This window comes from Paenibacillus sp. UNC499MF (assembly GCF_900107975.1).
In the GTDB taxonomy this organism is placed as follows: domain Bacteria; phylum Bacillota; class Bacilli; order Paenibacillales; family NBRC-103111; genus Paenibacillus_F.
Genome location: NZ_FNVF01000006.1, coordinates 284,335 through 303,111, shown reverse-complemented (window position 1 = coordinate 303,111; position 18,777 = coordinate 284,335). Strand labels below are relative to the sequence as shown.

The following is an 18,777-nucleotide window of genomic DNA, read 5'->3' as shown; positions in this document are numbered from 1 at the left end:
GGCGGAGAAGCCGCATATGCCCTGGCCTTGCGCACCGGCCTGCGGACGATCGCGGCTCAAACAAGCACCGGCGCCCGAACATCGCCGGGAATGGCGGGTACGTACCGGCGCCCGTTTGTGGCGCGCAGGAACTCCGCTCTGGCTTCGGCCAGCAGCACCCCGCCGTCCGTCAGCAGCTCGTAAGCCGCAAGTGCCAGCAGCCTGGAAGCAAGATGCATGCCTTTGAGGCCGATCGGCGAGCCGAAGGATGCCGTCGCCTGCCACGTATGCACCTGCACGCCAAACGGCGCGCACGTGGTGATGATCTGCCCGACCGGCGTAATCCACGAGACGTCGCCGACGTCCGTCGAGCCACCGCCGTAGGTTTTGGGCGCCGGCTTCACGTTCACGAACCCGGCGGGCAGCAGTTCTCCGGCAGGGATCCCCAGCTCTTCCCCGCGCTTCTGCGCCGACTCCCGCAGATCGGGAGGCAGCGTATCCGCGAGGGCGGCGGCCAGACGAATATCCTCGTCCGTGAACGCAAGCGGGCCCGCCTCATCCTTCTGTCGGTAAAGCAGATCGTTGAGCGTATGGTTGACGTTCAAGTCGTAGGCGCCCGCCTTGATCTCCCACGTCACCTCGGTTTCCGTCATCAGGGCGGCTCCGCGGGCGATGTTCTGCAGCCGCCGGAGCAGCTCATCGACATGATCCCGGCTGGAACCGCGCAGGAAATACCAGACACTCGCGTCTTCCGGCACGATATTCGGCGCCTGTCCGCCGTTCGTGATCGTGTACTGAATCCGGGAGCCGTCCGGTACGTGCTCGCGCAAATAGTTGGCTCCGACGTTCGTCAGCTCCACGGCATCCAGCGCGCTGCGGCCCAGATGCGGGAAACTTCCCGCATGGGACGCCCGCCCTTTGAAAGAAAACTCGACGGACGTCAGAGCCGACGTCGGCACGTTCCACGGCATGTTGGTGCTGCCGGGATGCCACGTTAGCGCCGTATCAACATCATCAAACACGCCTTCCCGGGCCATAAACGTCTTGCCGGAGATAACCTCTTCGGCCGGGCATCCGTAATACCGGATCGTACCCGGGAGCTTCTCTTCGCGGATTCGGCGGCTCAGGGCGACGGCAGCGGCCACACCGGCCGTGCCGAGCAGGTTATGTCCGCACCCGTGGCCGGGTCCGCCCGGAACGAGGGCTTCCCGGTCGGCGCTTACCTTCTGCGACAAGCCCGGCAGCGCGTCGTATTCCCCAAGGATGCCGATGACCGGTTTTCCGCTGCCGAACTCGGCGACGAACGCCGTCGCGGCTCCTCCGATACCCGAGGCGACCGTAAATCCCGCTTCCTGAAGCACGGCGGCTTGCAGCCTGGAGGCATACGCCTCCGTATACGCGACTTCAGGCTGTTCCCAGATCCGGAGCGCAAGCTCTTCGAAAGTTTCCGTATGACCGTCCAGCCATTCCACCAAGTGCCGTTTTCCCATCGCCTTCACCCCTTTCTATTTTTTCAAATCCCACTCGTTCGTATTGTTGTACATCCCGATATCGCGGGGTCTTCCGACCAGAACGTCTTTAGATACGGCAAGCAGACGTTTCTCCGAATAAACCGCGAGCGTAGGCACATCCTCGTGAATGACCGCCTGCAGCTCGTTGTAAATCAGACGCCGCTTCGCCGGATCGGACTCCGTCTCACCCTTCGTGATCAGCTCATCCGCCTTCGGATTTTTGTAGCTGTAATAATTGCTCGGGCTGTCGCTTTTGTATAAAGTGAAATACGAGCTCGGTTCAATGTAGAAGTCCCGGTTGAAAATAGTAAGATCATACTCCTTCTTGCGAACCTTCTGGATCAGCGTGGCAAAATCATACTTCTGAACCTGCACCTTCAATCCGACGGCCTGCAGATTTTGGACAAGAATATCCGCTGCCTGCTCCCGGACCTTATTCCCGACCGGAATCAGGAACCGGATAGGCTTGTTCGTGTCCCATTTCGCCTCTTGAAGCAGCTTTTTCGCTTTCTCCGGATCGTAGGGGTAAGGCTGGATGTCTTTATTGAAATTGGGGTGATAGCTCGGAATGCCGCCGTCAATCACTTCCCCTTGGCCTTTCAGAAGCTGATCGACGATAAGCTTGCGGTTGATCGCATATGCGACGGCCTGACGGACGCGGGCATCGCTTATATTCGCCGTATTGAAAAACAGCTCGGGCGGAATCGACGGATTGCTCGTCGTAAGCTCCACGTTCGGCAGCGCCTTGACTTTCTCGTATTCCGTGATCGGAATGAGACCGACGGGCAGCGAATTCATATGAATCTCGCCCGTTTGAAGCTGGGCCACCAGATTGGCGGCCGGAAGAACCTTAATGAAAATTTTGTCGAGCTTGGCAGGAGACAAATAATAATTCGGGTTTTTGACCACCTCGGCATACTGGCCTTTAACGAAGTTGGCGAATTTGAACGGTCCGACCGTCACTTCAGGCTTTTGAAAGTAGGGATGGGTCGCGATCTGTTCGGGGGGAACGTCTTTCAGGATATGCTTCGGCAGGAAAAACACCTTCGTTCCGAACCGTTCTTTGAAAAGAAGCGGATCGACCGGGGTTTTCGTCCGCACTTCGAACGTACGGTCGTCGACGATTTTGAGGCCGCTGATTTCCGTTTTCCCTTCCACCAGCTTGCCCGCATCGTTCAGCCCTTCGATAAAATTCAGCTTGAAGTATGTTTCCACTTTCGGATGCAGAGCCGTCTGGAGCGTAAAAGCGACATCGGCCGTCGTAAAAGGCTTTCCGTCATTCCATTTCGCGGAAGGATTCAGTTTCACGACGAAGGTCTGATTGTCTTTCGTCTCGACGGATTCCGCGAGCTTCGGGGTAAATTCAAATTTGTCGTTCAGATTCAGCAGCGAGTCGTTGAGGAGCGCGATTACGTTATCCGAGGCGGAGTCGCCCTGGTCGTTAATCTGGCTGAGCGTCATCGGCGCGTTCACAATCCCGATATAAAGGGTCTTTCCGCCGGCTTTCGCTCCCTGGCCGGACTCTCCCCCCTGTTCCGGCGACGAGGCCGGAGAGGCGGCAGGCGTTCCGCAGGCCGATAAGCCGGTTATTAAAGCGGCAAGTACAATCAGCCAAGTAAACCGATCTCTTTTTTTCACGTACAATCCCCCCACTTCAATGTTTGCTTAACTCCCCGGAAAAAGAATGCGGCGCCGCTCCCCGCCGGGCGGAATACCAGCGTCCTCCCGGTCCGTGCCTGACCCTTCGCGGAGATTTTTGATCAGGAAAACCAGCTTGTCGTCGGTTCCGAGATCTCTTTCGTAGAAGGGCTGATAGCCTTTGCGCTCGTAAAAAGGAAGCAGCCACGGATGTTTCCGTGAGGTGGCCAGCGTCGACGCGGGCGACAGCAGCGTATCCCGCACGATTTCTTCTTCCACATACCGCAGAAGACGGCTGCCTATCCCCCGCGACTGCTCCGCCGGATGAACGGCGAGCATAAACAAGAACGGATACACGGACACTTCCTCCATGTATTTCAGCGAAAGAGTGGCAAGGATCCGCCCGTCGTGCTCCATAACGTAGCACGCGTTTTCTTCGCTGTTTGTCCGGACGAAGTCGTAATCCGCCCGGGTCGCCCTGAAATCGATATTCAGGTCCCGGATAGACTGATAAGCCGCTCCGATAAGCGTTAAAAGCTGTCCGGTGTCGCTTTCACCCGCCAGCCGGAAAATTTCTCCCATCGTCGTCACCTCGCCTCAAAGAACCTATAAAAATGTTTTACAGCGGATAATGGCAGGCTGCGGCATGTCCCGGACCGACCTCGATCCATTCGGGCGGAACTTCCCGGCACAGCGCAGTCGCCGCCGGGCAGCGCGTATGAAACCGGCAGCCGGACGGCGGGTTGGCCGGGGAAGGAATTTCGACCGCGGGCCGAATGCTCTCCCGTGAGACTGTGCGGCCGCGCCCGGGGACGGAGGCCAGCAGAGCGGCCGTGTAAGGATGGGCCGGATGGCGGAACAGCTCGTCGCTCGGAGCCGTTTCCACAAGCTTGCCGAGATACATCACACCGATCCGGTCGGACATATGCCGGACCGCCTGGAGGCCATGCCCGATAAAGAGGTACGTTAGATTCTCCTTCTGCCGGAGCTCCTGAAGCAGGTTCAGAATCTGTGCCTGTACCGACACGTCCAGCGCCGACACGGCCTCGTCGGCCAGAATAAATCTGGGGCGCAGCGCCATCGCTCTGGCTATGCCGATCCGCTGACGCTGTCCCCCCGAAAATTCATGGGGATACCGCTTCCCTGCCGATGGCGGCAGCCCGACCGAAGCGAGCAGCTCCGCGACTTTATCGGCGCGTTCCTTCCCCCGGTGGGTCCCGTGTACGGCCAGCGGCTCGCCGATGCTCTGTCCGACCGTCCAGCGCGGATTAAGCGAGCCGTACGGGTCCTGGAAAATGACCTGCATCTGCTTCCTCGCCTTCCGCAGCTCTAAGGGAGACATGGCGGAAAGCTCTCTGCCGGCAAAAAGAACTTCTCCTTCCGTAGGCGGCTCCAAATGAAGCAGCGTCCGGCCGAGCGTCGACTTGCCGCTGCCGGATTCGCCGACCAAACCGAACGTCTCGCCTTCCCGTATCGTGAAGGTGACATCGTCGACGGCATAGATCGTGCCTTTGGACGGGCGGAGAAACCCGCCTCCGAGCCGGTACGTCTTCCGCAGGCCGTGTACGGAAAACAGCGGCGCCCGATCGCGGGAGACTTCGCCTGCGGCGTTTGCCTCACGGGGAGCGGGAACGGCGACGGTCCGGACTACGGCGCGCGGGGACTCCGCACGCTCCCGGAAAACGTCCGGCGGGCCTTCCGCCGCCGCCTGCCCGGGCGCCTGCGCGGCCTCCTTCTGCCGGAGTTCACCGGCAAGCCAGCACGCCGCCTCGCGGCCCGCAATTTCTTCCAGAGGCGGCGCGGACTGTGCGCACCTCTGGACGGCATGCGGGCAGCGCGGGTGAAAGCGGCAGCCGGACGGCAGTTCGGCCAGCGAAGGTATGCTCCCTTCAATAGAAGGAAGCCGGGTCCCCCGGGGAGTCTCCATACCCGCGACGGAGCCGATGAGCCCCTTCGTGTAAGGATGGAGCGGCGACCGGAACAACGTCTCTGCTTCGCCGATCTCGACGATTCCGCCCGCGTATAGAACGGCAACCCGGTCGGCGATCTCGGCCGCCACGCCCAGATCGTGAGTGACGAACAGCATCGACATGCCGTATTCCTTCTGGATTTCCTTCAGAAGGTCCAGGATTTGCGACTGGACGGTTACGTCCAGCGCCGTCGTCGGCTCGTCGGCGATGAGCAGGTCGGGCCCGCAGGAAAGCGCCATCGCAATCATCGCCCTTTGGAGCATCCCTCCCGACAGCTCGCCCGGATACTGCTTCATCCGCAGCCCGGGCTCCGGGATGCCGACTTTGCCGAGCAGCCGGACCGCGTGTTCCCGCGCCTTCTTGTAGGAAGTGCGGTTATGCCGAAGATACGCCTCGGCAATTTGCTTCCCGACGGGGAAAAGCGGATCGAACGCCGCCATCGGCTCCTGGAAAACCATCGCGGCCTTCTTTCCGCGGATGGCGCCCATCTGCTTCTGGGGACGCCGGGTCACGTCTTCCTGTCCCAGCCGGATCGTGCCCTGTGTAATGAGCCCTCCTTCGAACTCCACCAGACGGAGGATCGCTTTGGACAAAATCGTTTTGCCGCTGCCGGATTCCCCGACCAGACAGAGCGTCTCGCCGGGCCTGATGTGCAGGCTGACTTCCGACAAGGCCGTCAGGCTTTCGTTTTCTTTGGTAAACTCCACTCTCAGCCGCTCGATTTCCAAAACCGGCTTTGCCAATTTCGTCCCCCCCTCCGGGCCTCTTAAGGATGAATTTTTTTCATTCGGTGCGGCTTTACTATCGGCATCCTGCTTTTACACCCGCGGTCTTTATGCTCAGGTTTTCCCTAGCGAACCTACCCGATTTTCGGCTTTCATTTTACATGCTGTTTGGGGTCCAGCGCGTCTCTCCACCGGTCTCCCAGCAAATTGACGGCCAGCACGAGAATCGTAATCGCCAGTCCCGGGAAAGTCGCATTCCACCAGGCGACGGTCAGATAGCCTCTGCCCTGCGAAAGCAGCGTTCCCCAGTCCGGAATTTCCTTAAGCACGCCAAGCCCCAGGAAACTAAGCGCGGAGCCCACCAGGATCGAAGACCCTATTCCGATCGTCGCCATGACGAGCAGCGGGGACAGAACGTGAGGAAGCACATGCTTCACGAAAATATGACCGCCGCCCGCACCGATCGACCTGGAAGCGGCGATATAGGGACGGCTCTTGATGCTGATCACCTGGCTGCGGACTACCCGTGCGAATTTGGGTATCAGCGACACGCTGACAGCCAGCACGATATTAAGCAGACTCGGCCCCAAAGCGGCCGCAATAGCCAGGGACAGGAGCAAGCCCGGTATGGTCATAAGCACGTCGATGATCCGCATAAGGATACCGTCCGCCAAACCTCCGATATAACCGGCCAGACTGCCGATCAGCATCCCCGCCGCGCCACCGATGACGACGGAGCCTGCGCCGATCAGAAGAGAATCTCTCGCTCCGTATATAAGAAGGCTGAGTACATCCCTTCCGTAATAATCCGTTCCGAACCAATGGTCGGGACCCGGCTTCCGGAGCAGGGCGTCCGCATTCATTTCCGCTGGCGGATAAGGCGCCAGCCAATGCGGCACGACTGCGCTGAGCACAATCGCCGAGACGATCAGAAGCGCCACATAATACGGAAGACCCCCCAGCCGCAAAAAGCCGGGTATCCTCCGTTTCCGTCCCCCTTCCCGGCCCCGTTCGCGGACGAGCCGTTCCGCCACATAGTTCACTTCGGCTGCCGTTTTCATATCGTCCCTCCCTTTTCACGCGTTTCTTAGTCGGCCGCCTGCTCAGACTGCCCTTCTCACTCTCGGATCGATAAGAGCATAAGACAAATCGACCAGCACATTTACAAGGACATACACGATGGCGGTAAAAAAAACGACGCCTTGTACGACCGGAAGATCTTTGGAAAGGATGGCGCCCGCCAGAAGCCTGCCGATTCCCTGTCTGGAAAACACCGTTTCGATCACGACGGCTCCGGCCATGAGTTCCCCGATCTGAATACCGATCATGGTAAGAGCCGGAATCAGGGCGCTGCGCAGCGCGTGCCGGTACATGACTATTTTTTCGCTAAGTCCTTTGGAACGCAGGGTGGTAATAAAAGGTTCATTCATCACCTCTAGCATGGAGCTTCGTACCATTCGCACGATAAACCCCGATCCCACGAGTCCGAGCGCGGCGGCCGGCAGAACAATCGACTTCCATCCTTCCGAGCCTACGGCCGGAAACCAGTTCAGTTGGACGGAGAAGACGAGGATCAGAAGAATACCCGACCAGAAAGTGGGCATCGAAATTCCGAACAGCGACACGATGCGGGCCAGGAAATCGATGAAGCCGTTGCGGTGCACGGCCGAAAGCACGCCGAGCCAGATTCCCGTCACGACCGCCAGGAAAGTACCCGCTGCGGTAAGCATCGCCGTTGCGGGAAACTGCTCCAAAATTTTGGGAAGCACGGGATCATCGTTAACGAGGGATTTCCCGAAATCTCCCCGCAGCAAATTTTCGGCGTAAATGAGAAATTGCCGGATCACAGGCTGATCCAAGCCAAGCTGGTGCCGCAGATTCGCTGCCGTCTCCGGGGAGGCCGACGTCCCCGCCAGCATCATCAGCACCGGATCGCCCGGAAGCAGGTACAGGATAAAGAAGACAAGAACCGAGGCGCCTCCTATGACAAGCAGCGAAGAGACCAGTCTTCTTGCGATTGCATAAATCAATCGGCTCCCCCTCCCGTTACGGTTTTTTCAGGCTTACGTCATAGAACAACGGGTAACCCAGCGAATCGAATTTAAGTCCGCTCACGTTTTTACCGGCTGCGACGGTATACGGAAATACATACACCGGAAATCCGTAAGCATTTTCAATGAGATACGATTGAACCTGCTTGTAAATCTCCGCCCGCTTCTTGGGGTCCTGCTCTCTAAGCCCTTCTTCCAGCCAGGCGTCTACCTTGGGATCGGATTTATGGGTGTGGTTGTGTCCCCATTTCCCGTCTTTCGGAATGGCATTCGAGTGAAAAAAGCTGCGCAATATGTCCGGATCGCCCGAAACGTTGCTGACGCCGACCAGATCATTCGTCCCCTTGACCATCAGAGCTGTCGTCGTGTCGGCCAAAATTTCGATTTCCACGGCGATTCCGGCTTTTTTCAGCTGCTGCTGGATCATCGCCGCAATGTCGTTGCGTTTCTCCCTGTTCGGCGACGCATCGATATAATGAATCGTCAGCTTTTTGCCGTTTTTCTCACGGATTCCGTCTCCTCCTTTCGTCCAGCCCAGCCCGTCAAGCAGACGGCCGGCTTCTTCGGGATCCGGTTTCAGAGCTCCTTCCAGCGAGGCATTATAGCCGAGCACGGAGGGAGTCAGCGGAGACCAGGCTCTCGTATACGCGCCGAGATACAGCGTTTTGACGATGGCGTCGAAGTCGATCGACAGCTGGACGGCCTTGCGGGCCTGCAGCTCATTCCAGGGCGCATGGTCCTGATTCAGCATCAGCGTGTAAGGGATCCCCGAAGACTCCGCCTGGAACAGCTGAACGTTCGGGTCCTTTTTCAACGCGACGAAATTTTGGGGAGGCACCGTTTCTCCGGCCGAAACCTGCCCGCTTTGCACACTGCCGATCCGGGTCGCCTCTTCGGGAATGATTTTGAACACAAGCTTGTCTATGTAAGGCGCGCCTTTGTTGGCCGCCAGCTCCGGCGCCCATTTGTAGTCGGAATTGCGCTGGAGCGTGACGGCAGAATTTTCAGTCCAGCTTACGAATTTGAACGGTCCGGTTCCGACAGGGTTTTTCGTCAACTGATCCTTATGTTTTTCCGCGGCCGCCGGTGAAACGATTCCGAGAAAAGCCTGGCTCAGCGAACTCAGGAACGCGCTGTAAGGAGATTTGAGACGCACCTTTACGGTGTGTTCGTCAACCGCTTCGGACGATTCATAGGGTCCCAGCAGAGTAACCGCGAACCGGGATTTTGTAGCCGGATTCACGATCCTGTCGAAATTCGCTTTCACGGCAACCGCATTAAAAGGAGTTCCGTCATGAAACTTAACGTCCTTGCGCAGCTTGAACGTATACTCCTTGCCGTCCTGTGAAACCGTCCATTCCTCGGCGAGCCACGGTTTGATCGTCCCATCCGGTAGCTGAACGACAAGACTGTCGTAAATGGAGCGCATAACCCGGTAATCCAGCGCGGCCGGCACCACATTGGGGTCAAGTCCCGACGGCGATCCGGCGAGCGCATACGTAAACGTGCCGCCTGGAGCGGCGGACGGCTGTCCGGTTTTTCCGTTTTCATAGGACGGAGAGTCTGCGCCGCCGGTAGCACCCTTGCTTCCCCCGCAGCCGGACACGATCATTAGAAGAAGTGCGATCAAGATTAAGACTGCCTTGTGAGAATTATGTCTGGATGAAATCATAAGTCCTCTCCATTTCGTTGGTTTTATGTCTACTCAGATCCTTTTTCCGGTGCAGACTTACCCTGTCCCGCAAAAAAAGGAGACACAGCTTTTCCCGGGGGAAAGACCGTATCTCCAGTGACCTGGTCGATATCTGATTAAACCGATAATATTAGTATGTTTTGATTATAGCGACACCTTTTGTTTCTGTCAATCCTTGGTAAAGGAGTCATGGAATCAAAAACGGGACACCCCCTCCCGGAAGCGTCCCATTCCTATCGTCTGTTAACCGGCTGCCTGTTCGGCTTCTTCCGCCGGCTTAAATCGTTCTTTGCCGAAGAACACGTGAAACAGAATACAAATCACCGTATAAACGACAGCCGTGATACTGAAAGCATAGGCGTACCCGTAGTAAGAACCGTACGTCGCCACTAGCCCCATGCTGACCGGAGAGGCCAGAAACCAGCCCAGATTGAACATCGCTTCCCCGGAGCTGGAGGCAAGTCCCCGCATCGAGCGGTGGACATACTTCATTTTGATCGTGCTGTAAAAAGGATTTGCCGCATTCATAAGCGCCTGTCTGAACAAGTATCCTACGCTCGCCAGTGTAAAATTGGACGAGTACGCCGTAATCAGCAGAAAAGGAATCGAACTCAGCTGGAGCAGGACGACCGCTCTCGCTTCGCCTATTTTGCGTGCAATGGCGGGACCAAGCAGGAAAGCAAGCGCAGTGGCCCCTTGGCCCAGCGACACGATGAAACCGATCATCGTTTTGGAAGCATCGAACCTGTCCTCGAAATACACGTTCAAATACGGCACGATCATGCCGCCCGCCGTCGAAGACAGAAGGCTCAAAAACGCAAAAAGCGCGATAATCTGCAGCGAAGACTTATGTTTGGCTGCCGTTTGCCGCCAGCCGGCTTTGGGACCGGCCCTTCTATCCTCACTTTCTTCTTTTTCTCCGGAATATTCCGATGTATACATGAGTACGGGAATGAGTCCGAGTGCCATCGTTCCGACGCCGATCAGCAAAGTCGTTCTCAAGCTGAGCACTTCCGAAAGGCCGAGGGCAAACTGGAACATGTCCGTCAAAACGCCGCCCAGCATATTTCCCGCCACACTTGCGAACATACTTAGCGCCATGTTGAAGCTGAACAAGTGAACCCGCTGCCGGGGCGTCGAATTGTTCGCCATAAAAGGGATGATCGTAGCCGATACGACCGCCTGCGACATTCCACCTAGAAACGAAGTAACGAGCAGGGCGTTTTTAAACTCGAAAAGAGAACGGGCCGTAAGCGCCAGCAGCACAAAAAAGAGACCGGCGGATACGATCCGCTTGGGCCCGAATCTGTCGTTCATTATTCCCGCCGGTATTAATATGATTGCGGATGCTATGGCCGTCATCCCGACCAACTGTCCAACCATCGTCTGATCGTAGCCCAAAGCGCGGACGTACAAATTGTACACGAGCCCGAACATGCCGAGACCCGTATTCCACACGAAAATAAACACGAAAAAAAGACGAATGTTCCGGCTGTATTCGAGCAGTTGGGTTTTCCATTCGTTGAGAAAGTTCGTCATACCCTAAGCATAACTCATTTCGCAGGTAAGCGGTATCTTTTTTCATCCGGTGGTGAATAAAAGGGTTTCTTCCAAAACACGGGCCCGCCCGGTTCCTTTCTCCGCCTTTGGATGCTACAATTTTCACTAAATACCGGACGTAATTCGTCCATGGAGCAAGGAGATAGTGAAGCATATGATCCAATATCGCAGCGGGCAGGTAACGGTCTTTCAAAGCTCGATCTATAAAACAACCTCGACCGTGATCGTGACGGATGACCTCGTCTTGATCGCCGATCCGAACTGGCTGCCTCGGGAAATCGAAGAAATCCGGCAGCATGTCGAAGCCGTGCGGGGCGAACGGCCGGTTTATGTCCTGTTTACCCACGGCGATTTCGACCATATCATCGGGTACCGGGCGTTCCCGGGGGCTGTCACGATCGGAAGCGAAGGGCTGCTGAACCACCCGGATAAAGAAAAAAAGCTGGCTCTCATCACTTCGTTCGATGCCGGCCACTATATCGACAGAGACTATCCCGTGGAATTCCCGCATATCGACATCGCTGCGGCCGGTAACGGCGAGGTGTTTCAGCTCGGAGAAACCCGGCTGACGTTCTATCTCGCTCCCGGTCATACGCCGGACGGGCTGATGACGGTAGTCGAGCCGCTGGGTATACTGATCGCCGGGGACTATTTATCGGATTTCGAGCTTCCTTTCATTTATGACAGCGCCAAAGCATATGAGCGGACATTGGATACTGTCCGGCACATTTACGGCGCCCATGCCTTAAAGCTGCTCGTCCCCGGACATGGGCAGGCGACCGGAGACGCCCGCGAAATGGAGCGCCGGCTGGAGCTCGCGGACCGTTACCTGCGAAGCCTGATCGCGGCCGTTCAGACTGACGACGGCGACGCTCTGCTCGCGCTCCGGGACGCGCACGCTTACCGCTCCGCTTTTACGGACGGCTGCCATGACGAGAACGTCCGGATTGTCCGGCGCGAGTACGCCGGCAGGTAGCGCGGTCGGCTGGCGCGGTCGGCTGGCGCGGTCGGCTGGCGCGGTCGGCTGGCGCGGTCGGCTGGCGCGGTCGGCTGGCGCGGTCGGCAAAAAGACCTTTCATGCCGCCAGGCGGCCGAAAGGTCTTTTTGTATCCGCGACGAAGCCTCCGGCTCAGGACTGGATCTTCTCTTCGCGGCCGGTTTTGGCAAAGCCCCGGCCGCGCGAAACGATCCAGATCTGCCCGAGCAGCGCCGCCGCAATCAGCGCTCCGGCCGCGATCGGCAGCTGCCCCGGAGCCAGCCCCGCGAGCAGAACCGCTCCGCCGAGCGCGGAGCCTACCGCGCTGCCGAGATAATTCGCGGAGCTGTTCAGCGCAACGGCGGCCGGTCCGTGTTCGGGCTGAAGGACAAGCAGCACGTGCTGCTGGGGAGCCTGGGAAGCCCAGCCGGTCGCCCCCCACACGACGAATGCCGCGAAAGCGGCGAGCGTGTAGTGAATCCCGGCCGGAAGAACGAAGACAGCCAGCGCCATCAGCGCCAGAATAACGGTCATCAACAGGCCGGGACGTCCCGTACGGTCAATGAGCGTTCCGATGGAAAAGCTGCCGATGACCCCGCCGATCCCCCACGCCCACAAGTACGGAGTGATCGTCTGGATGTCGCCCAGATCCTGTAGAACGGACGCCACGTACGTGTACAGTCCGAGACTGGCAACGCTCGTAATAAACGTGATGCCGACGGTAGCGGCAACCCGCCCGTTCGTCATCATGGCAAGACGCTGACGCAGGGACGGCGGAGCCGCCGCCGGAAAGTTCGGGAACCACGCGGTAATGCCGATTATCGCGATGACGCCGAGAGCCGTTACGGCCCAGAGTGTTCCCCGCCAGCCAATCTGCTCGGCAATGAGCAGCCCTACGGGGACCCCGATGACCGTCCCCATGCTCATTCCGCCCAGCGTCATGCCCAGCGCTCTCCCCCGTTTCTCGCTGGAAACGAGGGCGGCCGCAGCTGCCGCAGCCAAGGGAGAATACAGGCCCGCTCCAATCCCGGCAAGCGCCCTGGAGAGCAGCAGAAGCGTGTAGGTCGGCGCGACAGCGGTAACCGCATTGGCAAGCGTGAACACGACGAGCGCCAGCAGAAGGATACGCCGGACCGGCTTGCCGGCGAGTATGGTGGCGAATATCGGCGCTGCCAGTGCATAGCAGAGCGTAAACACGCTCACGGCCTGGCCGGACTGCGATGCGCTGATGGCAAAATCCGAGCCGATTGCGGGAAGCAGACCCGCCACCACATAGGCGTCAAAGCCCAATGCGAACATGCCGATGGTAAGCAGTAAAACTTTTTGCATGGAAATCTCCCTCGCTTATCTTGTTCGATGGTAAACCCGGAAGCTCAGCCGAGGCGTTCCCAGTTCGTTTCATCATTAAAGAACTCCCGTTCGGAGCCGACCACATACTGCACGGGGCCGATTGTCCTCGCATCCCCGTCGATCGTATTAAGGAGTTTCTGGAGCTTCAGAGAGCTCGGCAGGTCCGCAAATGGCTGAGAAGGCTCCGTGCCCGATGCGGCAAAGGCCGAAGCGTCGGCAACGAGCCGGATTAATTTGCGTATCGTGTTCAGCTCCGGCCGGCTTTCATCGATTTCGGTCTTGAGATCCACGATGACGCGTTCCCCGGTATTCGTTTTTTCCCAGATCCGCAAATAATCGATATCCCAGACCGGCGTATCGAAGATCATCGTCGCGAAAATCAGCTTGTTCGCCGGCGAGGCGAAGACAAGGTCCACTTCCCGCTTGCGCAAAATGTTGACGAAGCTGCTGTAGCCCGTCACGACGGCTCCCGCCAGGCTTGCGGTGATTGCCGCACTGTCCAGCACGGCCGTTCCGGAAATAGAGAAATCCGAGCGGATGCCCTGCAGATCTTTCAGCTCCAGCTCCGCGTTTTCGCCGCTCACCCACTGCACGAGATCGAGCGGATGGATGATTTCGCTGATCACCCCGCTTGTGGGCCGGTGATCGTTGATGCGGTCTTTTCCCCAGTAAAAATTGGCGCGTACGAGACGCAGGTTATGTTCCTGCACGTACTGCCTCAGCGTGAGCGAAGCATCCGAGTACCTTTCCACCAGATCGAGAGCGAAGCCGGAAATATTTTTCAAGCTACTTTCCACCGTTTCCAGATCGTCCTGTGGGTGCACCAGCGGTTTCTCGCAAATCACGAACCCGCGGTAATCCTTCAGCTGTCTGATTACGTCGATATGATATTCATCGTTTACGCTTACGACTACAATGGCAGGCTCAAACTCCTTAAGCGCCTGCTCTATGCCGGAAAAATACCGGTAGCCGTTCGTTTTCGGGCTGCGGTTCACATACGCGATTTCTACGGGCTCATTGCCCGTCACCGCCGGATCCAGATTGGAAAAGGCTTGCGAGAAGCGGGTTCCCGCATAGCCCAGTCCGATAATCAATACGTTCATGAATGTCCTCCCGGGAATCATCAAAATTCTTTAATCAGAAGATCTTCCCCCGATTCCGAAAAACCCAGATTCTCATACAGCCGCTTGGCTGCGGGAGTCGTCTGGAGCGTCACTTTTCCCACTTCGTTCGCACGGAACCAGGACAACACATAATTCATAATTCCTTCGCCCAATCCCTGGCGCCGCTTGTCCGGATGAACGACCACGGTCTGAATCCAGCCGACTTTGCCGTTCAGGCAGCCTTTCATCGGCGCCCGGTCGTCGATAATTCCGATCGCGCAGGCGCTGAGCTTTTCTTCGTCGTCCAGGCTCGCCGCCGCCACAAGGATGCGGTCGTTTCCCTTCAGATTGGCTCGGAGCCAGTTCCGGTACTCCGTCTGCCAGGCGAGGTCTTCTTCGGCGGAGCGGGAAACATAATGTCCCTCGCCCCGGCTGAGCAAAATTTTTCGAAGCTCCACAAGCTCTCCTATATCTTCAAACGAAGCCCTTCTTATCCGCAGTGTCAGACTTGTATTCATGCTGAATCACTCCCGTTCCATCTCTTGGCAGGCTGACGGAACCGACCTTTCGACCGGAAGATCGGGTCAGGCTTTCAAAGCCAGCGTTTTGATATTGAAATATTCGAACACTTCGGTTAACGCGTTAACCAGTTCGTAGATGTGCTCTTCCGTATGATTCGGAGTCACATTCACCCGGAAACGCTCCGTACCGACCGGCACCGTCGGCGAATTGATCGGCTGCAGGTAAACATGATGCTTCTCCAGCAGTCTGCGGGCCGCCAGCTTGCACTTCTTCGCCTCCCCGATCAGCACGGGAAGAATATGCGTTTCGCTGGCTTCCATCACCGGAATGCCGGCATCGGCCAGCGCATCGCGCAGCAGGGCCGTCTTGGCGTGAAGCGCGTCGCGTTCCGCGTTCGAGCGTTTCAAATGCTCCACGCTGGCGTAGCAGGCCGCCACAACGGCCGGAGGCAGGGACGTTGTGAAAATAAAGCCCGAGGCAAAGGAACGCACACTGTCGATCAGCGGTGCCGAGCCCGTTATGTAGCCGCCGATAATCCCGATGCCCTTGGCCATCGTGCCCTGGATAAAATCGATTGAATCCGCTACGCCGAGCTGGGCCGCGATTCCCGCTCCTCTCGGTCCGTACATCCCGATGGCATGTACCTCGTCCAGGAACGTAAGCGCCTTGTATTTTTTCGCCAATTGGACAATTTCACGGATCGGCGCGATATCCCCGTCCATCGAATATACCGATTCGAATACGATGATTTTGGCCCGGTCGCTCGGCTGGGCCGCCAGCAGCTCTTCCAGATGCTGCACGTCGTTATGACGAAAGACGGCTTTTTCCGTTTTCGAACTGACAATTCCGTTAATGATGGAAGCGTGATTTAAAGCGTCCGAGAAGATGATACTGTCGGGGAAAATGCGGGCCAGGCACTGGAGCGTGGCATCGTTGGAGCCGTAGCCCGTCGGAAACACGAGAGCCGCTTCCTTGCCGTGCCATTCCGCCAGAGAAGCTTCCAGCTGCGCATAATAATGATGGGAGCCGCCGATATTTCTGGAACCGCCGGAGCCGGCTCCGTACAATTCAATCGCTTTGTGCATCGCTTCGATAACGACGGGATGCTGAGACATACCGAGATAATCATTGCTGCACCATACGACCACCGGGTGATCTCCCTGGTTATCGACCAGAGCCATAGGATATTTCGTCCGCAGCCGGTTAATGGTGACAAACTCGCGGTATTGACCGTTCTCCTTCAATTGGTTCAATTTGCTTTCAGCAATTTCCGTGTACATCTTTCATCCCTCCAGTTACTTGTTTTTGTATGTTTTTATAGTATGTGGATCTCCTATCCAATTAATAGTATAGGTTAACTCGGATATAACAATCAAGAGGTTTTTTGTAAATTTGTACAATTCTGTCAATTATATTTTCGGTCCGAATAATGCTTTATCCCCTGGCGCGGGAAAAAGAAAAAACACCGCCGGACGGTGTTTAATAGTTTGAGTCTTTTATTTAGCGGACCCCGTTTGGACAGAGTTCATGCTTTTTTGTGAGGTGAATTCCTGCAGGAGAAAATCGTACAGGTTCTTTCCCGCCTGTTTTAACGGCAAATCAGCCGGTCTGTAAATCAGGCCGCAGGTCATGTCGATTCCTCCCTCCTTCACGTGAAGCGCGTGCGTACCGTCCGGTATGGGATGAAGCACCATGCGGGGAACGAGCGCTGCGCCAAGTCCTTCGGCGACATAATATTTGAGCGCGGACATGCTGCCAATCTCCATCGTATCCGGCGGGAAGCTCCCCTTTTCTCTCAGTGCCGTTTCAAGTTTCCTGCGATAAGGACACGTTCGTGCGGTGATAAGCAGACGCGTTTCGCGAAGTTGGGGCAGCGTCACCGATTCTTCCCGTGACAGAGCGTGACCGGCGGGGACGAGCAGCAGAAACTCCTCCGTAAAAAGAGGCTCAAAATCGAGCCCGGCCGCCGTATCGAGGAACGAACCCAATCCGAAGTCCAGCTCGCCGGCCAGAATCTTGTCCGCCAGAACAGTTGTGCCGGCAATTTCGACGGAGACGCGGATGCTCGGATATAGGTCCGCAAAACGCCGGATCAGCCGTGGAAACTGGTGACTGGCGGTCGGCTCGGTAACACCGACTCTCACATGTCCGGCCTCGCCTGACGCGAGATCGGCCAGCGTTTTTTGCAGCTGCTCCATCTTTTGCAGGATCGGGATGCTTTGCTCGTAAAAGAGGCGGCCCGCCTCGGTTAGCGTGATTTTTTTGCCCCGCTCGAACAGCAGCACACCCAAATCGCTTTCCAGCTTCTGAATCTGCATGGTTATTGTCGAAGGCGAGTAAGTCAATTCCTCGGCTGCGCGGGCAAAGTTTCCGTACTCCACAATTTTCCCGAAAGACTTTAACGTTCTGAAATCCATCCGGTGTTCCTCCTTTCCTGGATTCTATTATTTTGAACGACTCCTTCAAAACATTCAAATATATTAAATGCCTTCCATCCTTTAAACTGAATGACAGAAAGCATGATTTCGATTCCCGTGAAGGAGTGAATGTATATGGATTTGCAAAACAAAGTCGCCTGGGTGACGGGCGGAGGCACCGGTATCGGACGGGCTGCCAGTATTGAACTCGCCAGACGGGGAGCTATCGTAGCAATAAGCTACTCGCAATCCCGGGAAGATGCTGAATCCGCCGTGCGAATAATTAACGGCGAAGGCGGACGGGCAGCCGCTTTCCGGGCGGACGTAACCAGGGAAAACGAAGTTGCCGAGCTTGCCGGGCTGATCAGCGAAATGTTCGGGACAATCGACCTGCTCGTCAACAATGCCAGCGTTACCCGGCATATTCCCATGTGCGATCTGGATTCGGCCACAGAAGACGTATGGGACGAATTGTACGCGGTCAATGTCAAAGGCATGTTTGCCTGCGCCAAAGCCGCCGCTTCCCGGATGAAAAAAAACAAAAACGGCGCCATCGTCAATGTCGGCTCCATAGCCGGGCTTACGGGTCTCGGCTCCTCCATCCCTTACGCCGTATCGAAAGCGGCCGTCCATGGACTGACCAAATCTCTGGCCCAGGCGCTCGCGCCGGAGATCCGGGTGAACTGCGTCGCACCGGGAGCGGTAGCCACACGCTGGTGGAAAGGCCGCGAGGCAGCGATGAACGCGCTCATCGGCAAGCTGCCGCTTCAGCGGATCGCCACTCCCGAGGATATTGCCGGGATTATCTGCTCCCTGCTGGAGCAGGAGGCGGTTACGGGGCAGATCTTGACGGCCGATGCCGGGCAGACCTTATAGTTTTTCTTACGAAATCCGCGAACCGGCCGCCCGTAGTTCCAGTCCCGCTCCGTTACCCGGCCCGTCATCATGGAGTTCGGCACGCTAGAAGCGATTCTAGGCGGTGTCGCCGCCGGTCTCGGCATCTCCCTGCTACCGCGCAGTGTCGTAGGCAAGCTCCAGCGGGAAGGTCTGCTTCGGGTGCATGAAATACCGGAAACGTATCGTTACATGACAACGGATTTTATAACCCGAAGAGACTCTTTTATAAGCAGCGCGCTCGGGGCTTTTATGGAAATGATTGCGCCTGCGGAGCAATCGGCTGGAGAGCGTCCTGCTGCGGATGACGGAGCCGGTGCGGATTGCGTGGAAGGCGGCTCTATGCCATAAGAAAAAGCCGCTTATAAGCGGCTTCATTCTTGTTCGT

14 protein-coding genes and 2 pseudogenes are annotated in these 18,777 nt (G+C 57.1%); 3 read left to right on the top strand and 13 right to left on the bottom strand.

Annotation, left to right across the window (positions count from 1 at the left end; all coding sequences use genetic code 11):
* Positions 1-56: 56 nt before the first annotated feature.
* From C4S74_RS15475 to C4S74_RS15440, 8 genes are all read right to left on the bottom strand, one after another.
* On the bottom strand, positions 57-1,469 hold the full coding sequence (locus C4S74_RS15475; RefSeq protein ID WP_103996188.1) for an amidohydrolase: 1,413 nt from the start codon (positions 1,467-1,469) through the stop codon (positions 57-59).
* Positions 1,470-1,484: 15 nt separating this feature from the next.
* Positions 1,485-3,128: an ABC transporter substrate-binding protein gene (locus tag C4S74_RS15470; protein WP_103996187.1), complete on the bottom strand. Its 1,644-nt coding sequence runs from the start codon at positions 3,126-3,128 to the stop codon at positions 1,485-1,487.
* 27 nt (positions 3,129-3,155) lie between these two features.
* The gene (locus C4S74_RS15465; RefSeq protein ID WP_103996186.1) at positions 3,156-3,710 is read right to left on the bottom strand and encodes a GNAT family N-acetyltransferase; all 555 of its coding nucleotides are present in this window, start codon (positions 3,708-3,710) and stop codon (positions 3,156-3,158) included.
* A gap of 37 nt (positions 3,711-3,747) precedes the next feature.
* Entirely contained in the window at positions 3,748-5,841 is a 2,094-nt protein-coding gene (locus C4S74_RS15460; RefSeq protein ID WP_103996185.1) for an ABC transporter ATP-binding protein, read from the bottom strand.
* A gap of 134 nt (positions 5,842-5,975) precedes the next feature.
* A complete protein-coding gene (locus tag C4S74_RS15455) occupies positions 5,976-6,884 on the bottom strand; it encodes an ABC transporter permease (protein WP_103996184.1) in 909 nt (302 codons plus the stop codon).
* A gap of 42 nt (positions 6,885-6,926) precedes the next feature.
* On the bottom strand, positions 6,927-7,853 hold the full coding sequence (locus tag C4S74_RS15450; protein WP_103996183.1) for an ABC transporter permease: 927 nt from the start codon (positions 7,851-7,853) through the stop codon (positions 6,927-6,929).
* 16 nt (positions 7,854-7,869) lie between these two features.
* Entirely contained in the window at positions 7,870-9,546 is a 1,677-nt protein-coding gene (locus C4S74_RS15445; RefSeq protein WP_103996182.1) for an ABC transporter substrate-binding protein, read from the bottom strand.
* A gap of 264 nt (positions 9,547-9,810) precedes the next feature.
* On the bottom strand, positions 9,811-11,106 hold the full coding sequence (locus tag C4S74_RS15440; protein WP_103996181.1) for an MFS transporter: 1,296 nt from the start codon (positions 11,104-11,106) through the stop codon (positions 9,811-9,813).
* 175 nt (positions 11,107-11,281) lie between these two features.
* Between C4S74_RS15440 and C4S74_RS15435 the strand changes: the two genes are divergently transcribed.
* Complete coding sequence (locus C4S74_RS15435; RefSeq protein WP_103996180.1) at positions 11,282-12,103, top strand: MBL fold metallo-hydrolase; 822 nt, start codon at positions 11,282-11,284, stop codon at positions 12,101-12,103.
* Between the two features lie 153 nt (positions 12,104-12,256).
* Here the strand turns inward: C4S74_RS15435 and C4S74_RS15430 are convergent, their stop codons facing one another.
* The 5 genes and pseudogenes from C4S74_RS15430 to C4S74_RS15410 all read right to left on the bottom strand — a co-directional run bounded on the left by C4S74_RS15430 (position 12,257) and on the right by C4S74_RS15410 (position 17,495).
* The gene (locus tag C4S74_RS15430; RefSeq protein ID WP_103996179.1) at positions 12,257-13,432 is read right to left on the bottom strand and encodes an MFS transporter; all 1,176 of its coding nucleotides are present in this window, start codon (positions 13,430-13,432) and stop codon (positions 12,257-12,259) included.
* 830 nt (positions 13,433-14,262) lie between these two features.
* Positions 14,263-14,556, bottom strand: a pseudogene (locus C4S74_RS27255) (Gfo/Idh/MocA family oxidoreductase); the annotation flags it as partial.
* 20 nt (positions 14,557-14,576) lie between these two features.
* Positions 14,577-15,074, bottom strand: a complete 498-nt coding sequence (locus tag C4S74_RS15420) for a GNAT family N-acetyltransferase (RefSeq protein ID WP_103996177.1) — start codon at positions 15,072-15,074, stop codon at positions 14,577-14,579.
* Positions 15,075-15,140: 66 nt separating this feature from the next.
* The gene (gene hemA, locus C4S74_RS15415) at positions 15,141-16,358 is read right to left on the bottom strand and encodes a 5-aminolevulinate synthase (protein WP_103996176.1); all 1,218 of its coding nucleotides are present in this window, start codon (positions 16,356-16,358) and stop codon (positions 15,141-15,143) included.
* A gap of 216 nt (positions 16,359-16,574) precedes the next feature.
* Positions 16,575-17,495: a LysR family transcriptional regulator gene (locus tag C4S74_RS15410; protein WP_103996175.1), complete on the bottom strand. Its 921-nt coding sequence runs from the start codon at positions 17,493-17,495 to the stop codon at positions 16,575-16,577.
* Positions 17,496-17,630: 135 nt separating this feature from the next.
* Here C4S74_RS15410 and C4S74_RS15405 point away from each other — a divergent pair, with 135 nt between their 5' ends.
* Entirely contained in the window at positions 17,631-18,371 is a 741-nt protein-coding gene (locus tag C4S74_RS15405; RefSeq protein WP_103996174.1) for an SDR family NAD(P)-dependent oxidoreductase, read from the top strand.
* 48 nt (positions 18,372-18,419) lie between these two features.
* Positions 18,420-18,740: pseudogene (locus C4S74_RS15400) on the top strand (LysR substrate-binding domain-containing protein); the annotation flags it as partial.
* Positions 18,741-18,777: the final 37 nt, after the last annotated feature.

Bases quoted from the DNA above. Each gene is read 5' to 3' on its own strand.
- C4S74_RS15475 (WP_103996188.1), bottom strand. From the start codon at position 1,469: ATGGGAAAACGGCACTTGGTGGAATGGCTGGACGGTCATACGGAAACT.
- C4S74_RS15465 (WP_103996186.1), bottom strand. From the start codon at position 3,710: ATGGGAGAAATTTTCCGGCTGGCGGGTGAAAGCGACACCGGACAGCTT.
- C4S74_RS15455 (WP_103996184.1), bottom strand. From the start codon at position 6,884: ATGAAAACGGCAGCCGAAGTGAACTATGTGGCGGAACGGCTCGTCCGC.
- C4S74_RS15445 (WP_103996182.1), bottom strand. From the start codon at position 9,546: ATGATTTCATCCAGACATAATTCTCACAAGGCAGTCTTAATCTTGATC.
- C4S74_RS15440 (WP_103996181.1), bottom strand. From the start codon at position 11,106: ATGACGAACTTTCTCAACGAATGGAAAACCCAACTGCTCGAATACAGC.
- C4S74_RS15435 (WP_103996180.1), top strand. From the start codon at position 11,282: ATGATCCAATATCGCAGCGGGCAGGTAACGGTCTTTCAAAGCTCGATC.
- C4S74_RS15430 (WP_103996179.1), bottom strand. From the start codon at position 13,432: ATGCAAAAAGTTTTACTGCTTACCATCGGCATGTTCGCATTGGGCTTT.
- C4S74_RS15420 (WP_103996177.1), bottom strand. From the start codon at position 15,074: ATGAATACAAGTCTGACACTGCGGATAAGAAGGGCTTCGTTTGAAGAT.
- hemA (WP_103996176.1), bottom strand. From the start codon at position 16,358: ATGTACACGGAAATTGCTGAAAGCAAATTGAACCAATTGAAGGAGAAC.
- C4S74_RS15410 (WP_103996175.1), bottom strand. From the start codon at position 17,495: ATGGATTTCAGAACGTTAAAGTCTTTCGGGAAAATTGTGGAGTACGGA.
- C4S74_RS15405 (WP_103996174.1), top strand. From the start codon at position 17,631: ATGGATTTGCAAAACAAAGTCGCCTGGGTGACGGGCGGAGGCACCGGT.